Source organism: Micromonospora sp. LOL_025 (assembly GCF_048060285.1).
Lineage (GTDB): Bacteria > Actinomycetota > Actinomycetes > Mycobacteriales > Micromonosporaceae > Micromonospora.
The window spans coordinates 279,519-297,333 of record NZ_JBHMIR010000005.1; the positions used below are offsets into that span (position 1 = coordinate 279,519).

The 17,815-nt window shown below is 72.6% G+C and carries 15 protein-coding genes and 1 pseudogene; 9 read left to right on the forward strand and 7 right to left on the reverse strand.

The features are described 5' to 3' along the window. The first annotated feature begins 4 nt into the window (after nucleotides 1–4). From ACFHW0_RS09965 to ACFHW0_RS09985, 5 genes and pseudogenes are all read left to right on the forward strand, one after another. Nucleotides 5–946 (forward strand): carbohydrate ABC transporter permease, encoded by a 942-nt coding sequence (locus tag ACFHW0_RS09965; protein WP_121398630.1) that lies wholly within the window; start codon nucleotides 5–7, stop codon nucleotides 944–946. Beyond that, the gene (locus tag ACFHW0_RS09970; protein WP_416606990.1) at nucleotides 943–1,764 is read left to right on the forward strand and encodes a carbohydrate ABC transporter permease; all 822 of its coding nucleotides are present in this window, start codon (nucleotides 943–945) and stop codon (nucleotides 1,762–1,764) included. The genes ACFHW0_RS09965 and ACFHW0_RS09970 overlap by 4 nt, the downstream gene beginning before the upstream one ends. Next, nucleotides 1,761–4,139: a beta-glucosidase family protein gene (locus ACFHW0_RS09975; protein ID WP_416606991.1), complete on the forward strand. Its 2,379-nt coding sequence runs from the start codon at nucleotides 1,761–1,763 to the stop codon at nucleotides 4,137–4,139. Before ACFHW0_RS09970 ends, ACFHW0_RS09975 begins: the two co-directional genes overlap by 4 nt. 3 nt (nucleotides 4,140–4,142) lie before the next feature. Further along, nucleotides 4,143–4,995, forward strand: a pseudogene (locus ACFHW0_RS09980) (acetylxylan esterase). 17 nt (nucleotides 4,996–5,012) lie between these two features. Then, nucleotides 5,013–5,927 carry a M15 family metallopeptidase gene (locus tag ACFHW0_RS09985; RefSeq protein WP_416606992.1) on the forward strand — a complete coding sequence of 305 codons (915 nt, stop codon included), beginning with the start codon at nucleotides 5,013–5,015 and terminating at the stop codon, nucleotides 5,925–5,927. A 30-nt stretch (nucleotides 5,928–5,957) separates the two neighbouring features. Here the strand turns inward: ACFHW0_RS09985 and ACFHW0_RS09990 are convergent, their stop codons facing one another. Genes ACFHW0_RS09990 through ACFHW0_RS10010 form a run of 5 tightly spaced genes read right to left on the reverse strand, consistent with a single transcriptional unit; the run spans nucleotide 5,958 to nucleotide 11,619 of the window. Continuing rightward, nucleotides 5,958–7,085, reverse strand: a complete 1,128-nt coding sequence (locus ACFHW0_RS09990; protein WP_416607027.1) for an acyl-CoA dehydrogenase family protein — start codon at nucleotides 7,083–7,085, stop codon at nucleotides 5,958–5,960. Between the two features lie 47 nt (nucleotides 7,086–7,132). Further along, on the reverse strand, nucleotides 7,133–8,089 hold the full coding sequence (locus ACFHW0_RS09995) for an NAD(P)-dependent oxidoreductase (protein WP_416606993.1): 957 nt from the start codon (nucleotides 8,087–8,089) through the stop codon (nucleotides 7,133–7,135). A 7-nt stretch (nucleotides 8,090–8,096) separates the two neighbouring features. Next, on the reverse strand, nucleotides 8,097–9,533 hold the full coding sequence (locus tag ACFHW0_RS10000) for an aldehyde dehydrogenase family protein (RefSeq protein WP_416606994.1): 1,437 nt from the start codon (nucleotides 9,531–9,533) through the stop codon (nucleotides 8,097–8,099). Next, complete coding sequence (locus tag ACFHW0_RS10005) at nucleotides 9,530–10,576, reverse strand: ABC transporter ATP-binding protein (RefSeq protein WP_416606995.1); 1,047 nt, start codon at nucleotides 10,574–10,576, stop codon at nucleotides 9,530–9,532. Before ACFHW0_RS10005 ends, ACFHW0_RS10000 begins: the two co-directional genes overlap by 4 nt. After that, on the reverse strand, nucleotides 10,573–11,619 hold the full coding sequence (locus ACFHW0_RS10010) for an ABC transporter ATP-binding protein (RefSeq protein ID WP_416606996.1): 1,047 nt from the start codon (nucleotides 11,617–11,619) through the stop codon (nucleotides 10,573–10,575). The genes ACFHW0_RS10005 and ACFHW0_RS10010 overlap by 4 nt, the downstream gene beginning before the upstream one ends. Nucleotides 11,620–11,747: 128 nt before the next feature. On the opposite strand from ACFHW0_RS10010, the gene ACFHW0_RS10015 reads away from it, so the two are divergent. From ACFHW0_RS10015 to ACFHW0_RS10030, 4 genes are all read left to right on the forward strand, one after another. Further along, the gene (locus ACFHW0_RS10015; protein WP_148710089.1) at nucleotides 11,748–12,278 is read left to right on the forward strand and encodes an Lrp/AsnC family transcriptional regulator; all 531 of its coding nucleotides are present in this window, start codon (nucleotides 11,748–11,750) and stop codon (nucleotides 12,276–12,278) included. 21 nt (nucleotides 12,279–12,299) lie between these two features. After that, nucleotides 12,300–13,247: a nickel ABC transporter permease gene (gene nikB / locus ACFHW0_RS10020; RefSeq protein WP_233599939.1), complete on the forward strand. Its 948-nt coding sequence runs from the start codon at nucleotides 12,300–12,302 to the stop codon at nucleotides 13,245–13,247. Further along, nucleotides 13,237–14,160 carry an ABC transporter permease gene (locus tag ACFHW0_RS10025; protein ID WP_416606997.1) on the forward strand — a complete coding sequence of 308 codons (924 nt, stop codon included), beginning with the start codon at nucleotides 13,237–13,239 and terminating at the stop codon, nucleotides 14,158–14,160. Before nikB ends, ACFHW0_RS10025 begins: the two co-directional genes overlap by 11 nt. Before the next feature lie 80 nt (nucleotides 14,161–14,240). Next, nucleotides 14,241–16,397 (forward strand): thiamine pyrophosphate-dependent enzyme, encoded by a 2,157-nt coding sequence (locus tag ACFHW0_RS10030; RefSeq protein ID WP_416607028.1) that lies wholly within the window; start codon nucleotides 14,241–14,243, stop codon nucleotides 16,395–16,397. Nucleotides 16,398–16,634: 237 nt separating this feature from the next. Here the strand turns inward: ACFHW0_RS10030 and ACFHW0_RS10035 are convergent, their stop codons facing one another. Both ACFHW0_RS10035 and ACFHW0_RS10040 read right to left on the reverse strand, forming a co-directional pair. Beyond that, entirely contained in the window at nucleotides 16,635–17,615 is a 981-nt protein-coding gene (locus ACFHW0_RS10035; RefSeq protein WP_416606998.1) for a D-2-hydroxyacid dehydrogenase, read from the reverse strand. Then, the gene (locus tag ACFHW0_RS10040; protein ID WP_089000078.1) at nucleotides 17,612–17,815 is read right to left on the reverse strand and encodes a tautomerase family protein; all 204 of its coding nucleotides are present in this window, start codon (nucleotides 17,813–17,815) and stop codon (nucleotides 17,612–17,614) included. The genes ACFHW0_RS10035 and ACFHW0_RS10040 overlap by 4 nt, the downstream gene beginning before the upstream one ends.

The window sequence follows — 17,815 nt, forward strand, 5'->3', positions numbered from 1 at the left end:
GACCATGTCCACCACCACCCTCGCCGCCCCCACCGCGACGGAGCAGCGACGGGCCCGACGAAGCCCGGGCGGCCCCACCCTCAGCCGCCCGGGCTTCGCCTGGGCCCTGCCCGCCACCCTGTTCTTCGGGCTCTTCGCGCTCGTCCCGCTGGTCCTCGTGGTCGTGCTCAGCTTCACCAGCTGGGCGGGCCTCGGCTCGCCGGAGTACGTCGGGCTGGACAACTGGCGGCGGCTCGCCCGTGACCCCGTGATGATCAACAGCCTGTGGCTGAGCGTCCTGCTCACCGCCCTCGGCGTGCTGGTGCAGACGCCGCTGAGCCTGCTGATCGGCGTGTGGGCGGCCGGGCCGCAGCGCAACCGGGCCGTGCTGTCCGCGATCTTCTTCCTCCCGCTGCTGTTGTCGGCGACCGCCGTGTCGGTGCTGTGGCGGGCGCTGCTCGACCCGAACTTCGGCGTGCCCGGCCAGGCCCCGTGGCTGTTCGGCGACGGCAACCTCTTCGGCAGCCGCACGGGCGCGATCGCCGTGCTGGTCTTCGTCGGCAGCTGGCAGTTCATCCCGTTCCACGCGCTGATCTACCAGGGCGCGGCCCGCGCCGTACCGGCGGTGCTCTACCAGGCCGCCGAGGTCGACGGCGCCGGCCGGTGGGGCCAGTTCCGCCACGTCACCCTGCCGCAGCTGCGCAACGCCATGATCACCTCGGTGGTCCTCATGGTCGTCGGCGGGCTGACCACGTTCGACACCGTGCTGATCCTCACCCAGGGCGGGCCGGGCACCGACACCACCATCACCGCCTACCACATGTACGAGCAGGCGTTCCGCAGCTTCGACTTCGGCGCCGGCGCGGCCATCGCCCTGCTCCTCGTCGTCGTCGCCACCGTCATCTCGCTGATCGTGGTCCGGGTCTCCGGCTACGACCGGATGCGCTCCACGATGGAGGGCCTGTGAAGCGGCACCGCCCCAACTGGCTGGCCGGGCTCGGCGCCGTGGCCTGGCTCCTCCTCGTCGGCCTGCCGATCTACGTCATGCTGGCGATCACCGTGCAGACCCGCGAGGGGTACGGCCGCAACGGCCCGATCGCCCCGCCCGACACCTTCACCCTGGACAACTACACCGGCGCCTTCGACGAGGGCTTCGGCCGGTACCTGTTCAACACCCTGGTGGTGACGGCGAGCGTGGTGGCCATCGTGCTGCTGCTCGTGCCGCCGCTGGCGTACGCCATCGTGCGCAGCCGCAGCCGGCTCACCTCCGGCGTGTTCCGGCTGTTCCTGCTGGGCCTGGCGATCCCGGCGCAGGCGGTCATCGTGCCGATCTTCTACCTGATCAGCAAGGCGGGGCTCTACGACAACCTCGTCGGCGTCATCCTGCCGACCGCCGCCTTCTCCCTGCCGGTGTGCGCGCTGATCCTCAGCGGCGTCATGCGGGACATCACCCCCGACCTGTACGAGGCGATGGCCATCGACGGCGCCAGCCCCGCGCGGGTCTTCGGCCAGCTCGTGCTGCCGCTGTCGCGCGGCGGGATCGCCACCATCGCGGTCTTCTCCGCCCTACAGGCGTGGAACGGCTTCCTGTTCCCGCTGATCCTCACCCAGTCCGACTCCACCAAGGTGATCACCCTCGGCCTCTACAACTTCCAGACGCAGTACGGGATCAACATTCCCGGCCTGCTCGCCGCGGTCGTGCTGTCGATGGTGCCCGTCCTGCTCGTCTATCTGTTCGCCCGGCGGGCCCTGGTGCAGGGGCTGATGGGCGTCGGAGGAAAGTGACCGACAACGTGACCCTCGACATCGCCCCCGGCACCGCGATCTGGACCGACCCGACCCTCGACCTCGCGACCCGGGTGGACGCCCTGGTCGCCGCGATGACCCTGCCGGAGAAGGTGGCCCAGCTCTACGGCGTCTGGGTCGGCGCCGCCGCCGACGGGGGAGAGGTCGCGCCGTACCAGCACGAGATGGAGGAACCGGTCGACCTGGCCGCCTTGCTGGACACGGGTCTCGGCCAGCTGACCCGTCCGTTCGGCACCGCCCCGGTCGACCCCGCGCTCGGTGCGCTGTCGCTGCTGCGGACGCAGCAGCGTGTCGCCGCCGCGAACCGGTTCGGCATCCCGGCGATGGCGCACGAGGAGTGCCTGGCCGGCTTCGCCGCCTGGGGCGCCACCGCGTACCCCGTGCCGTTGTCCTGGGGCGCCACCTTCGATCCGGAGCTGATCGGGCGGATGGCCGCCGCCATCGGCGCCGACCTGCGCCGCGTCGGGGTGCACCAGGGGCTGGCCCCGGTGCTCGACGTGGTGCGCGACGCGCGCTGGGGGCGGGTGGAGGAGACCATCGGCGAGGACCCCTACCTGGTGGGCACGATCGCCACCGCGTACGTGCGGGGGCTGGAGTCCGCCGGCGTGGTGGCGACGCTGAAGCACTTCGCCGGCTACTCCGCCTCCCGGGGCGGGCGCAACCTGGCGCCGGTGGCGATGGGCCCCCGCGAGCGCGCCGACGTGATCCTCCCGCCGTTCGAGATGGCGATACGCGAGGGCGGCGCGCGGTCGGTGATGCACGCCTACACCGACACCGACGGGATGCCCTCGGCGGCCGACGAGGAGCTGCTGACCGGCCTGCTCCGCGACGCCTGGGGCTTCCCGGGCACCGTGGTGGCCGACTACTTCGGGGTCGCCTTCCTGCGCACCCTGCACGGGGTGGCCGGCAGCTGGGCGGAGGCGGCGGCCGTCGCCCTCGCCGCAGGCGTGGACGTGGAGCTGCCGACGGTGAAGACGTTCGGCGAGCCGCTGCGCGAGGCGCTCGCGGCCGGCGCGGTGCCGGAGGCGGTGGTCGACCGGGCGGTCCGTCGGGTGCTGACGCAGAAGGCGCAGCTCGGTCTCCTCGACGCCGACTGGAGCCCGGTGCCGGCCGCGCTGGCCGGTGCCGACCTGTCCGACCCGGAGGCGCTGCGCGGCACGGTCGACCTGGACCCGCCGGCCAACCGGGCGCTGGCCCGCGAGGTCGCCGAGCGCGCCGTGGTGCTGCTGGCCAACGACGGCACCCTGCCCCTGCACCGGCCGGCCCGCATCGCGCTGGTCGGCCCGCAGGCGGAGAGCCCCACGGCGGTGCTGGGCTGCTACTCGTTCCCGGCCCACGTCGGCTCCCGGCACCCCGAGGTGCCCGTCGGCATCGCGTTGCCCACCCTGGCGGCGGCGCTGCGTGCCGAGTTCGGAGACAGTGTCGTGGTCACCGTGGCCGGCGTCTCCGTCGACGGCGACGACACCGGCGGGGTGCCGGCGGCGGTCGAGGTGGCGCGGGGCGCGGACGTGGTGGTCGCGGCGCTCGGCGACCGGGCGGGACTGTTCGGCCGGGGCACCAGCGGCGAGGGCTGCGACGCCGAGTCGCTGGCCCTGCCCGGGGCGCAGCAGCACCTGCTCGACGCGCTGCTGGACACCGGTACGCCCGTGGTGGTGACGCTGCTCGCCGGGCGGCCCTACGCGCTGGGCCGGGCGGTGACCGAGGCGGCGGCGATCGTGCAGTCGTTCTTCCCCGGCGAGGAGGGCACCCCGGCCATCGCCGGCGTGCTCAGCGGCCGGGTCGCGCCGCAGGGGCGGCTGCCGGTCAGCGTGCCCCGGGGGCCGGGCGCGCAGCCGACCACCTACCTGTCGGCCCGGCTGGGCCAGGCCAGCGACGTGTCCAACGTCGACCCGACGCCGGCGTACGGCTTCGGGCACGGCCTGGGCTACACCACGTTCGACTGGTCCGGCCTGGTGGTCGACGAGCCGGTCGCGGCGACCGACGGTGAGCTGCGGCTGCACTTCACGGTGCGCAACACCGGCTCCCGGTGGGGCAGCGAGGTGGTGCAGGTGTACGCCCACGACCCGGTGGCCTCGGTGGTCCAGCCGGTGCAGCGGCTGGTCGGCTACCTCCGGGTGCCGCTGGAGGCGGGCGCGGCCTGCCGGATCGATCTGGCCGTGCCGGCCGACCTGTTCTCCTTCACCGGGCGCGACGGGCGGCGCGTCGTCGAGCCGGGCGAGCTGGAGCTGCGGCTCGCGGCCTCCAGCACGGACCACCGGCTCGTGGCGGCGGTCGCGCTGCGTGGTCCCGTCCGGCACGTCGACCACACCCGGCGGCTGCACCCCCGGTTCGCCGTCACGCCGTCGGCCGGTTGAGCGGTGGCCCTCACCGACCTGCCCGAGGAGCAGTTGCGGGCGTACCGGGGCCAGGTGGCGGAGCCGGCGGACTTCGACCGGTTCTGGGCGGACACGATCGCCGAGGCGCGGGAGTGCGGCTGGCCGGTGCGCGCCGAGCCGGTGCCCACCGGGCTGGCCACGATCGACGTGCAGGACGTGGGCCTCGGCCGGCTTCGCGCACCTGCAGATGGACACCCGGGGGCAGGGGGCGGGCTGGGCCCGGGGGGACACCCCGGATCCGGCCGCCGCCGGCCCCGAGGCGCCCGGGGTGGCCACCCGTGGCGTAGCGGACCCCCGCACGTACTACTACCGGCGGTTCCTCACCGACGCCGTGCGGGCGGTGGACGCCGTCCGGACCCTGCCGGCGGTCGACCCGGCGCGGGTCGCGGTCCTCGGGCACAGCCAGGGCGGCGGCGCGGCGCTCGCCGTCGCCGCGCTGATGCCCGACCTGCGGGCCGTCGTGGCCGGCGTGCCCTTCCTGTGCGACATCCCGCGCGCGCTCGTGCTCACCGACGCGCATCCGTACCGGGAGATCCGCGACTATCTGGCCGTCCACCGGCACGCCGAGGAACGGGTGCTGGCCACCCTGGCCTACGTCGACGGGGTGAACTTCGCCCGCCGGTGCCACCTGCCGGCCCGCTTCTCCGTCGCGCTGATGGACGAGATCGTGCCGCCGTCGACCGTCTTCGCCGCCGTCAACGCCTGTCGTGGGTCGACGGAGCTGTCGGTCTGGCGGTACAACGGTCACGAGGCCGGCGGGATCGACGACGACGAGGCGGCGCTGCGCTTCCTGCGCGTACACCTGTCGCCGGACCGGGCGACCGACGGCCCGTAGCCTGATAGACAGGGGGCGTGGCCAGGCCAGTCCGGATCCGCCGGCGAGCCCCGGGCGCCGCGACCGCCCGTGGGCGGGCCGTCGCGGTGGCCGTCGTGATCGCGGCGCTCGCGCCCGGCTGCACCCGGCCCGCGCCGCCGCCGTCACCGCCGGCCGCGCCGCCGCCGTCCGCCCCGGCGCCGCCGTCCCCGGCGTCCCCGGCCTCCGCCCCCGCCGCGGCGCCGTCCGGGCCGGGCCTCGTCGTCCTCACCGACGTCGACCCCCGCATCCGCACCGACATCCGGTACGCCACCGCGCACAACTTCGTCGGACGGCCAATCGTCGGCTACCCCGAACCGCTCTGCCTGCTCACCCGCCGGGCCGCCGAGGCGCTGCGCCGGGTGCAGGACGCCGCCCTCGCCCGGGGCCGCAGCCTGAAGGTGTACGACTGCTACCGCCCCCGGCGGGCCGCCGACGACTTCGTCGAGTGGGCCAGGCAGCCCGGCGAGCAGCGAATGAAGGCGGAGTTCTATCCCCGGGTGGCGAAGTCCGACCTGTTCGACGAGGGATACATCGGCGCGCCCACCGCGCACAGCCGGGGCAGCACGCTCGACCTGACCCTGGTCGACGTGCCGACCCCCACCCAGCCCCCGTACGCCCCGGGCCAGCCCCTGGTCTCCTGCACCGCCCCCCGGGGGCAGCGCTTCGCCGACAACGGCGTCGACATGGGCACCGGCTTCGACTGCTTCGACCCGCTCGCGCACACCGACTCGCCGCAGGTCACCGGCGTGCCCCGGGACAACCGGCGGCTGCTGCGGCAGTTGATGACCGACGGCGGCTTCGTCAACTACGACCGCGAGTGGTGGCACTACCGCTACCGCGACGAACCCTGGCCGGACACGTACTTCGACCTGCCGGTGGCCCGCTCCTCGGCCGAGCCCGCGGGCGGCTGACGCTACCGCGCCGGCCGGGGTCCGCCCCGCCTACCTGAAGGCGGCGTGGCCGGTCAGCACCTGTCCGATGATCAGCTGATGCACCTCGGACGTGCCCTCGTAGGTGAGCACGGACTCGAGGTTGGCCGAGTGCCGGATGATCGGGTAGTCGAGGGTGATCCCGGCGGCGCCCAGGATGGCGCGGCACTCGCGGGCGATTGCGATGGCCTCCCGCACGCTGTTGAGCTTGCCCAGGCTGATCTGCCGGTGGTCGAGCGTGCCGGCGTCCTTCATCGTGCCGATCTGCAACGCCAGCAGCATCCCCTTGCCCAGTTCCAGCCCCATGTCGGCGAGCTTGAGCTGGGTGGCCTGGTACGCGGCGAGCGGCTTGTCGAAGATCTGCCGGCTGCGCGCGTACGCGATCGTCGTCTCCAGGCAGTCGTGGGCCGCGCCGAGCGCCCCGAAGACGATGCCGAAGCGGGCCTCGTTGAGGCACGACAGCGGCCCGGACAGGCCGGCGGCCTCCGGCAGCATCGCGTCGGCGGGCAGCCGCACGTCGTCGAGGACGAGTTCCGAGGTCACCGAGGCGCGCAGGGAGAGCTTGCGGGTGATCTCCGGGGCGGTGAAGCCGGGGGTGCCGGCCGGGACGAGGAAGCCGCGTACGCCCTCGTCGGTGCGGGCCCACACCACGGCGACATCCGCGACGGAGCCGTTGGTGATCCACATCTTGGTGCCGTTGAGCACCCAGTCGTCGCCGTCGCGGCGGGCCCTGGTCCGCATGCCGGCCGGGTCGGAGCCGAAGTCCGGTTCGGTCAGGCCGAAGCAGCCGATCGCCTCGCCGGCGGCCATCCGGGGCAGCCACTGCTGCTTCTGCTCCTCCGAGCCGAAGCGCCAGATGGCGTACATGGCGAGCGACCCCTGCACCGAGACCAGGGAGCGCAGCCCCGAGTCGCCCGCCTCCAGCTCGAAGCAGGCCAGCCCGTACGCGGCGGCGGAGGTGCCGGCGCAGCCGTAGCCGCGCAGGTGCATGCCGAGCACGCCGAGCTCGCCGAGTTCGCGGGCCAGGTCCCGTACGGGCAGGCGGCCCTCCTCGTACCAGGTGGCGATCTCCGGGCGGACCCGTCGGTCGACGAAACCGCGTACGGCGGCCTGGAGGTCTCGGGTGTCGTCGTCGATCAGGGTGTCGACGCCGAAGTACGCGAGCGTGGACGCGGGGGTGGACAGGGTCACGGTTCGTTTCCTTCCGGGGCTTGCAGGTGCGCGATCACGCTACGCGCGACGGCGACGGCCATCGCGTCCAGCGCGTCGCGGGTCATAGCCGCCATGTGCGGGGTGGCGAAGACCCTCGGGTGGTGCAGGAGCGGATCGTCGGGGCGGGGCGGCTCGGGCGCGAAGACGTCCACCGCGTAGCCCCGCAGCCGCCCGGCGTCGAGCGCGGCGAGTACGGCCCCGCTGTCCACGACCCCGGCCCGCGCGGTGTTGACCAGCAGGGCGTCCTGTCGCATCCGGGCGAGCGCGGCGGCGTCGACGAGTCCGGTGGTCTGCGGGGTCTGCGGCACGTGCAGGCTCACCACGTCGGCCTCGCGCAGCAGCTCGTCCAGCGCGACGAGGCGTACTCCCGGCGGTGGGGTGGTCGTGGCAACGTCGTACCCGATCACGCTCATGCCCAGTCCCCGGGCGCGGGCCGCGACGCCCCGGCCGATCGCGCCGAGCCCGACCAGGCCCAGGGTGCGGCCGGCCAGCATGGTCCCGGTCAGCCCGGCCGCGACGACCGCGGACGGCAGTGACCGGCCGGCCGGCAGGGCGCCCCGGGTCAACGACGCGGCGGCCGCCGGCGCCTGCCGGGCGAGGGCGAGGGCGGCCAGGATGACGAACTCGGCCACCGATTCGGCGTTGGCGCCCGGCGTGCCGACCACCCGGATGCCCAGGCGGTCGGCCGCGGCGAGGTCGATGCCGTCCAGCCCGGCGCCGTGGCGGCCGACGATCCTGAGCCGCCGGCCGGCTTCGAGCATGCCGGCCGTCACCGGAGAGGAGCGCACCACGAGGGCGTCGGCGCAGGTCAGCGGCCCGGCGGCGAGTGCCGCCGGGTCGGTGACGTGGGCGACGTGCACCTCGCCCGCCGCCCGCAGCAGCGCCATGCCGGCCTCGGCGATCGGCTCGGTGAGCAGGATCTTCGGTGTCATGGCGTCCTCACCAGCCGGTGTAACAGGTCACCGGCACGGAGTAGAAGTCCCGCGCGTAGCCGCCCTGCTCCCGGGGCCCGTGGTTGGAGGCGCCCGTGCCACCGAAGGGCAGGTGCAGCTCGGTGCCGGCGGTGGGCAGGTTGACCGAGACGATGCCGGCGCGGGCGTCGCGCTTGAACCGTTCGGCCGCCGCCAGCGACGTGGTCACGATGCCGGCCGAGAGCCCGTAGTCGGTGTCGCCGGCGACGCTGATCGCCTCGTCGAGGTCGTCGACCCTGATCACGCAGGAGACCGGGCCGAAGATCTCCTCCCGGGCCAACCGCATGTCGTTGCGCGCGTCGGCGAAGAGGGTGGGTCGCATGAACTGCCCCTCGTCCGGGTGGTGCGTCCCGCCGGCCACCACGGTCGCGCCCTCCTCGCGCCCGATCCGGACGTAGTCGAGGTTCTGGGCGAGCTGTTCGGGGCTCACCACGGGGCCCAGGTCACTGAGCGGGTCGAGTGGGTCGCCGACCCGCAGCGCACCGGCCGCCGCGGCCAGCGCCTCGACGAACCGGTCGTGGATGCCCGCCTGCACGATCAGCCGGCTCGACGCCGTGCAGCGCTGGCCGCTGCTGAAGAAGCTGCCGTCCAGGGCGCAGCGCACCGCGACCTCCAGGTCGGCGTCGTCGAGCACCACGAGTGGGTTCTTGCCACCCATCTCCAGCTGGAACCGCTTGTTGCCGTGGGCGAGGCACCGCTGTGCCACGTGGCTGCCGGTGCCGGTGCCCCCGGTGAAGGAGACGCCATCGATCCCGGTCGAGGTCAGCAGCTCCTCGCCGACCACCCGGCCGGCGCCCATGACGAGGTTGAACACGCCGGGTGGCAGCGCGGACCCGGCGATGATCCGGGCCAGCTCCCCGGCGGAGGCGGTGACCAGTTCGGCCGGCTTGAGCACGACCACGTTGCCGTAGGCGAGCGCGGGCGCGACCTTCCACGCCGGGATGGCGAGCGGGTAGTTCCACGGCGTGATGATGCCGACCACGCCCAGCGGTCGGCGCCGGACCTCGGCGTGGACGTCGGGTCGGGTGGAGGAGTAGACCTCGCCCTGCGGTTGCAGCAGCTGGTGGGCGTAGTAGCGGAAGGTCTGACCGGCCCGGGTGACCTCCCCGCGCGCCTCGCTGAGCAGCTTGCCCTCCTCCCGCGAGAGCAGGACCGCGAGCTCCTCGGTCCGTCGCAGGATGGTGGTGCCGATGTGGTCCAGGATCTCCATCCGGGACCCGACGGACTGCCTGGCCCAGCCGGGCTGGGCGCGGCGGGCGGCCTCGATCGCCGCGCGGGCGGTGTCCCGCCCGGCCACGGCGTACTCGCTGACGACCTCGCCGGGGCGCGCGGGGTTGCCGTTCGGCCGGCGCTCCCCGTCGACCCACTCGCCGTCGACGAGATTGAGATGCGCGGTCGTGCTCATCGGCCACCGGCCGCGGCGGCGAGGGGCTGGTCCAGCGGACCGGGTTCCTCCGGGAAGTGGCAGGCGACCTGGTGGCCGCTGCCGGCAGCCGTGGTGAGCACCGGCTCCTGCGCCGCGCAGATCTCCTGCGCCTTCCAGCACCGGGTGCGGAAGCGGCATCCACTGGGCGGGTTGAGCGGGCTCGGCACGTCTCCGGTGAGGATGACGCGCTGGCGTTCGGTCTCGACCAGCGGATCGGGAATCGGCACCGCCGACAGCAGCGCCCTGGTGTAGGGATGCTGGGGCCGGCGGTACATGTCCTCGCACTCGCCCACCTCGACGACGGTGCCGAGGTACATCACGGCGATGCGGTCGCAGAGGTGTCGCACCACGGCCAGGTCGTGGGCGATGAACATCATCGTCAGGCCCAGGTCCTCCTGCAACTGTTCGAGCAGGTTGACGATCTGGGCCTGGACCGAGACGTCCAGCGCGGAGACCGGCTCGTCGGCGACGATGAAGTCCGGGTTGCTGACCAGCGCCCGCGCGATGCCGACCCGTTGCCGCTGGCCGCCGGAGAACTCGTGCGGATAGCGACCGTGCCATTGTTCGCTGAGCCCGACCAGCCGCATGGTGTCCACCGCCTTGGCCCGCCGTCCGGCGGCGGAGAGATCCGCGTGCACCAGCAGCGGCTCCTCGATGAGTTCGCCGATGGTCATGCGCGGGTTCAACGACGCGTACGGGTCCTGGAAAATCATCTGCATCCGGCGGCGCATCGCCCGCATCCGACCCCGGCTCAGGGTGGTCAGCTCGGTGCCGTCGAAGGTCACCGTCCCGCTGGTGGGCTTGAGGAGCTGGAGGATGGCCCGCCCGGTGGTGGACTTGCCGCAGCCGGACTCGCCCACCACACCGATGATCTCGCCCCGCCGGACGTCGAGATCCACTCCGGACACGGCACGCAGGCGGGCCGGTCGCAGCTTGCCACGCGCGGGCACCTTGAAGTCGACCGCCAGATCGCGCACCCGCAGCAGGGTGTGCTCCGGAGCGGTGACGGGGGATTCGGTCATCGGCTCTCCTCGGTCGACAGGTAGGGGTGCCGGTCCTCCGTGGAGAGCCAGCCGCCCTCGCTTTCGGGTCGCATGCCCCAGCAGCGGGTCAGCTGACCCCGGTCCGGCGTCTCCCACGTCGTGATGAGGTCGGGTGCGCCGCCGTGGCAGGTGTCCCGCACGTGCGCGCAGCGGGGCGCGAACCGGCAGCCGGGGGGCATCTCCGACAGCTCCGGCGGGCGGCCGGCGATCGGGCGGAGCTTGCCGCCCCGGACGAGGTCCAGCCGGGGCACCGACCCCAGCAGCCCCCAGGTGTAGGGCATCTGCGGGCGGTGGAACAGGTCGACCGTCTCGGCCCGCTCCACGATCTGCCCGGCGTACATCACGTTGACCCGCTCCGCCATGCCGGCCACGACCCCGAGGTCGTGGGTGATGAGCAGGAGGGCGGTGCGGGTCTCCCTCGCCAACTCCCGCAGCAGCTCCAGGATCTGCGCCTGGATGGTGACGTCGAGTGCGGTGGTGATCTCGTCGGCGAGGATCAGCCGGGGCTGGCAGGAGAGGGCCATCGCGATCATCACGCGTTGCCGCATGCCGCCGGAGAGTTGGTGCGGGTAGGAGCTCAGCCGGGTCTCCGCGGCCGGGATGCGCACCATCTCCAGCAGTTCGACGGCGCGCGCCCGCGCGGCCCTGCGGCCGAGTCCAAGGTGGAGCTCCAGGGTCTCGGTGAGTTGCCTGCCCACGGTCAGCACCGGGTTGAGCGAGGTCATCGGGTCCTGGAAGATCATCGAGATGCCCTTGCCCCGGACGGCCCGCAGTTCGCGAGGGCGTAGGCGCACCAGGTCCCTTCCTTCGAAGAGCACCTGTCCGCCGGTCACCTGACCGGCCGGCGGCACGATCAGGCCCATGATGGACTGCGCGGTGGCCGATTTTCCGCAGCCGGACTCGCCCACCAGCGCCACCGTCTCGCCCGCGTCGACGGTGAAGGAGACACCGTCGACTGCCGTCACCGAACCCCGTGCCGCACGGAATTCGGTGCGCAGGTCCCGCACCTCCAACAAGGCCATCGAACCCACCCCGCAATCTGGACGTCTCAACGTCGCCATTCGTCAACCAGGAGTGTTGCACAGACGATGTTCGTCGTCTAGGCTCCCGGCAGCGACGAATACCGTCACCAAGTGAAGTTGGAGCAACGTTGGCATCCAAGGGCTCGATCGAAAAAGATCGCAGCATCATCCGGGAACTCGTCCAGGACCCGAGGCAGACGAACGTGGCGCTCGCCGCCAAGGTCGGCCTGTCCGAGGGGTCGGTCCGACGACGGATGGAACGACTGGTCGCGGACGGGCAGTTGCAGTTCGCCGCGATCCCCAGCGCCGCTTTCATGGGTCGTCCGGTGCACACACTCTTCGAGATCCAGAGTGCGCCGGGCAGCACCGAACAGCTCATCGACAAGCTCGCCGGCATGCCCGAGATCGCGTACGTCTACCACGTGACCGGGCAGTTCGACGTCATCGCCGTCGGCTACTTCGCCTCCAGCAACGCCATGCGGCGGTTCTGGACGGAGCGGCTGGGCCACCTCGACGGGGTGATGGAGAGCCGCTCGGTGATGGTGCTGCGGGTCGCCAAGCGGGCGCACGAGTGGGCCCGCGACATCGCGGTCACCGGCGACGAGGACTCCGCCTGGGACACAGGCTCGGATCCTGGCATGCCCGGTTCCGAAGTCTGACCAGACCGAGAGAGGCAAGACATGCTGCGCATCACGCTGATCCGCCTTATATCGGTTATTCCGGTCCTGCTCGGGATCTCGGTGATCTCCTTCCTGGTGATCCGCATGATCCCCGGCGACGTGATCAGCTCGATCATGGGCCAGGATTTCGGCGACCCCGCGATCGAGGCGGAGATGCGCCGCTACTTCGGGCTCGACATGCCCGTCTACGAGCAGTTCGTGAGGTGGTTGGGCGCCCTCCTCCAGGGCGACCTCGGCACCTCGATGCGTACCGGCCAGCCGGTGCTCGAAGAGATCATGCAGCGCTTCCCGTCCACGCTGCTGCTGGCGGTGTCGGCACTGCTGGTCTCGATCCTCATCTCGATCCCGCTCGGTGTGCTCAGCGCCACCAAGCGCAACGGCCTGCTCGACGCCAGCACCCGGGTCGCCTCGCTGATCGGGCTGTCGCTGCCGAACTTCTGGCTCGGCATCCTGTTGGTGTACATCTTCTCGGTCTCGCTGGGCTGGCTGCCGTCACAGGGCGCGGGGGAGGGTGAGGGCTTCCTGGGCAGCCTGAAGTACCTCATCCTCCCCTCGGTCACCCTGGGGGCCAGCCTCGCCGCGATCAGCATGCGGATGACCCGGTCCAGCATGCTGGAGGTGCTCAACCAGGACTACGTCCGCACCGCCCGCGCCAAGGGGCTGGGCGAACGCGGCGTCATGGTCCGGCACGCCCTGCGCAACTCGCTGATCCCGGTGGTGACGGTGCTGGGCATCCAGGCCGGCGCGCTGCTGGGCGGCACGGTCATCGTGGAGCAGGTCTTCGCGTGGCCGGGGCTCGGCACCATGGTCATCCGCGGGATCAGCCAGCGCGACTACCCCGTCGTCCAGGGGACCCTGCTCTTCCTGGCCTTCTTCTACGTCGTGGTCAACCTCCTCGTCGACCTGCTCTACACCTACCTGGATCCGAGGTTGCGCAGTGGTCACTGAAGCCGCTCCCGGCCGCCGCCAACGTCGCGGCAAGCAGCAGGAGGGCGCCTCCCCGAAGCCCGCCGGGCGCCGCGGCGGCCACCTGCTGAGACTGATGACGCGGGACAAGGTCGGCCTGGTCGGGCTGGTCATCGTGGTGCTGATGCTCGCGGCCGCGGCGTTGGCCCCGCTGATCTCCCCCTACGACCCGACCGCGATGTCCGACCAGCGGCTCGCCCCGCCCGGCGGCGACTTCCCGCTCGGCGCCGACGAGGCCGGGCGCGACCTGCTCAGCCGGGCGCTCTACGGCGCGCGCACCTCGCTGACGGTGAGCCTGATCGTGGTGACCTGCGCCGGGGCCATCGGCGTGCTGCTGGGGCTGCTCGCCGGCTTCTACCGGGGCGTACTCGACGCGATCATCACCCCGGCGACCGACATCATGTTCTCCTTCCCCACCCTGCTGCTGGCCCTCGCGGTCGTGGCCGCCCGCGGACCGGGCACGGAGAATCTCGTCCTGGCCCTGGTCATCGTCTTCATCCCCAGCTTCGCCCGGATCGTGCGCGGCACCGCGATGTCGGTGCGCCGGGAGCCGTACGTGGAGTCGGGGCAGGCGGTCGGGCTGAGCAACACCCGGCTCATCCTCAAGTACATCCTGCCGAACTCGATCGCTCCGATCGCGGTGCAGTTCACCACGAGCATCGCCTACGCGATCCTCATCGAGGCGTCCCTGGGCTACCTCGGGCTCGGTGTGCAGCCGCCCCAACCGTCCTGGGGCTCGATGCTCTCCAACGGCAAGTCCTTCATGGAGATGTCGATCTGGCCGTCGGTCGTACCCGGGGTCTGCATCATGATCGCCGTCCTCGGTTTCAACCTCCTGGGCGACACCCTTCGCGACGTACTGGACCCGCGGCTGCGGGGCCGCTCCAGTCGCTGACCCGCAAGGAGCACAACCGCGTGGAATCCATCGACGAGCACCTGGTCCGCCGCCTCACCGAGTGGTCCGCGGGCCAGCCGCTGCCCGAGGAGACCTCCCCGGACGTCGACATCGACCCCGGCCTGCTGGTGGACTACCTCGACGCCCAGATCCAGAGCCGGCACCTCGACCTCGCGCTGCGCTGGTTGCAGACCCGGCAGGAGGGGTTCTACACGATCGGGTCCAGCGGGCACGAGAGCAACGCCGCCGTCGCGCTGGCGCTGCGCCCGACCGATCCCGCCCTGCTGCACTACCGCTCCGGCGCCTTCTACGCGGCGCGGGCCGGCCAGGTCGCCGGCTCCACGCCGATCGCGGACGTGCTGCACTCGGCGGCGGCGTCCCGGCAGGACCCGATCTCCGGTGGCCGGCACAAGGTCTTCGGCCACCGGGGCCTGAACGTCATTCCGCAGACGTCGACGATCGCCTCCCACCTGCCCCGGGCCATGGGCATGGCGTTCGCGCTGGACCGGGGCGTCACCGACACCGGATACCCGGCCGACGCCGTGGTGGTGTGCAGCTTCGGCGACGCCTCGGCCAACCACTCGACGGCGGCCGGAGCCCTGAACGCGGTGGGCTACAGCGCCCACCAGGGAATCCCGGTGCCGCTGCTGTTCGTCTGCGAGGACAACGGCATCGGCATCAGCACCCGCTCCCCACGGGGCTGGGTGCGGCGGATGCTGTCGGCCCTGCCCGGCATCCACTACGCGTACGCCGACGGCACCGATCCCGCCGGCCTGCTGGCGACGGCGGCCGAGGTGGCGCACCGGGTGCGTACCCGACGCCAGCCCGCCGTGCTGCACCTGAGCACCGTACGGTTCATGGGCCACGCCGGTTCCGACGCCGAGCTGGCCTACCGGACCCGCGCCGAGATCCTCGCCGACCATGCCCGCGACCCGATCCTGGCGACCGCGGCCCTGCTCGCGCGGCGGCGGATCCTCAGCCCGGCCGAGACCCTCACCCGCTACGAGCACTCCCGCAAGCAGGTCATGGACCAGGCCCGGCTGCTCCCGGGCCGGGTCGCGCGGCTGGACGATCCGGCGGCGGTGACCGCACCACTGACCGCCCGCCGGGTGGGCCGGGTCGGCGCCGCCGCCCGCCGCACCGGCGCCGGGCGGGAGAGGGCGTTCGGCGGCAGGCCCCCCGAGTCCCGTGGCCCGCTCAACCTGGCCCAGTCGATCAACGCCGCCCTGCACGACGCGCTGCTGACCTGGCCGCAGGCGCAGGTCTTCGGCGAGGACGTGGCGCGCAAGGGCGGCGTCTACGGCGTCACGCGGGGGCTGCGGAAGGTCTTCGGGGCCAACCGGGTCTTCGACACGCTCCTCGACGAACAGACCGTCCTCGGGGTCGCGCTCGGTGGGGCCCTGGCCGGCACCCTGCCGATCCCGGAGATCCAGTACCTGGCGTACCTGCACAACGCCGAGGACCAGCTGCGCGGCGAGGCGGCCTCACTGCGCTTCTTCTCCGACGGGCAGTACTCCAACGGCATGGTCGTGCGGATCGCCGGCCTCGCCTACCAGAAGGGGTTCGGCGGGCACTTCCACAACGACAACTCGGTGGCGGTGCTGCGGGACATCCCCGGCCTGGCCTTCGCGGTCGCGTCACACCCGGCCACCGCCCCCGCTCTGCTGCGCCAGTGTCTCGCCCTGGCCGAGCAGGAGGGGCGGGTGTGTGTCTTCCTGGAACCGATCGCGCTCTACCACCGGCGTGACCTGCACACCGACGGCGACGGCGGCTGGCTCGCCGACTATCCGGAGCCGGCGGCCTGGGCGGCGACGGAGAACCCGCTGGGCCAGGTGCGGACGGTCCGCGAGGGCACGGACCTGGCGATGGTCACCTTCGGCAACGGTGTCCCGATGAGCCTGCGGGTGGCCGGGACGCTGGCCCGGGAACGCCAGGTCGGCACCCGGGTGATCGACCTGCAGTGGCTGGCGCCGCTGCCGGCCGCGAGCCTGCGCGCCGCGCTCGCCGGGATCCCCCGGGTCCTCGTCGTCGACGAGAGCCGCACCAGCGGCGGCGTCTCGGAGGCGGTGGTGGCCGCGCTGGTCGACGGCGGCTTCACCGGCCGCATCTCCCGCGTCAACAGCGTCGACAGCTACACCCCCCTGGGCCCGGCCGCAGACCAGGTGCTGCTGGGCGAGGACGACGTGCTGGCGGCGGCCCGCTCGATGCTCGGGGTGATCCCGACTCCGACGGTCTGACGTCGGCGGCCCACCCGGTCGACCGGGTGGGCCGCCGACGTGGCTGCGGGACGCGCACGGCGTGTCCGCCCCGTCGAGCCGAGTCGTCACGACATCGGGCGCCACGTCCGTCCGGACGCCGGGCACGCAGCGGCCGGGCACGCAGCGGCCGGGCACGCAGCGGCCGGGCACGACGTGCAGGCGGCGGCACACCCGGTGTCCGGGTGCGCCGCCGCCTGCCGACGCGGGCGGGGTCGGTCAGTACCCCAGCTCCGGCTGACGCTTCGTGCCGGTCAACGGCTCGCCGGCCAGGTACAGGTCGAAGTTGGCGCAGAAGTCCGCGTAGAGCCGTTGCAGGTTGCCCGAACCCCGGAACGACGTGTGCGGGGTGGCCGTCGTGCGGGGCAGGCTCCACAACCGGTGGTCGGGAGGCAGCGGCTCCTCCTCGAACACGTCGAGGACGGCACGGGCGATCCGGTCCTGCCGCATGGCGTCGACGAGCGCGTCCTCGACGATCAACGCACCCCGCCCGACGTTGACCAGGATGCCGGTCTCCCTCATCGCCGCGAAGTGCGCGGCGTCGAAGAAGTACCGGTTCTCCTCGGTCAGCGGCATGGCCAGCACCACGGAGTCGGCCTCGGGCAGCAACGCGAGGCGGTCGGCGAACGACTCCACCCGGTCGAAGCCCTCGGCGGGCGTACCCGCGCGGTTGACCCCGATCACGGTGACGCCCAGGGCCCGGGCACGCCAGGCCACCTCACGCCCGATCCCGCCGGTGCCGAAGACCAGCATGGTGCTGCCGATCAGGTCGCGGCCGACGATCCGCACCCACTCGCGGCGCTCCTGCGCCTCGCGCAGCTCGGGAAACGCCCGCTGGTGCAGGAGCACGGCACCGATGATGTACTCGGCGATCGGCACGTTGTACGAGTTCCCGGACCGGGTGTAGATCAGCCCCTCGTCGAGGCGGCGGCGCATGATGTCGCCGCCCACCCAGTCGAAGCCGGCGGCGGTGATCTGGATCCAGCGCAGCCCGTCGCACTTGCTGAGCAACTCGTCGAAGGTGTCCTCGTTCATCGCGCTGCGCAGGATCACCTCGGCGTCGAGGTACTCCTCGCGTACCGGCTCGTCCTCCGGCACCGGCGTGAACCGGCACTGCGGATAGCGCTTGCGCAGCTGCGGCAGCAGCTCGGCCAGGTTCGGCGTGATCAGGACGTGGGGTCCCCGGGTGGCGACGGTCATGACGACTCCTGCGCCTGCTTCTTCCGCTCGTTGTAGGTCAGGCCGCCCTTGGCCCAGTTGTCGTACGAGACCTCGTAGAGCAGGACGTGGGTGTTCTCGCGCGGGGAGCCGTACTTGACCAGCACGTCGGTCAGCTCGGCGATGATCGCGTTCTTGGTCTCCTGGTCACGCTTGCCGATCTCGGCACGGATTATTGCCAT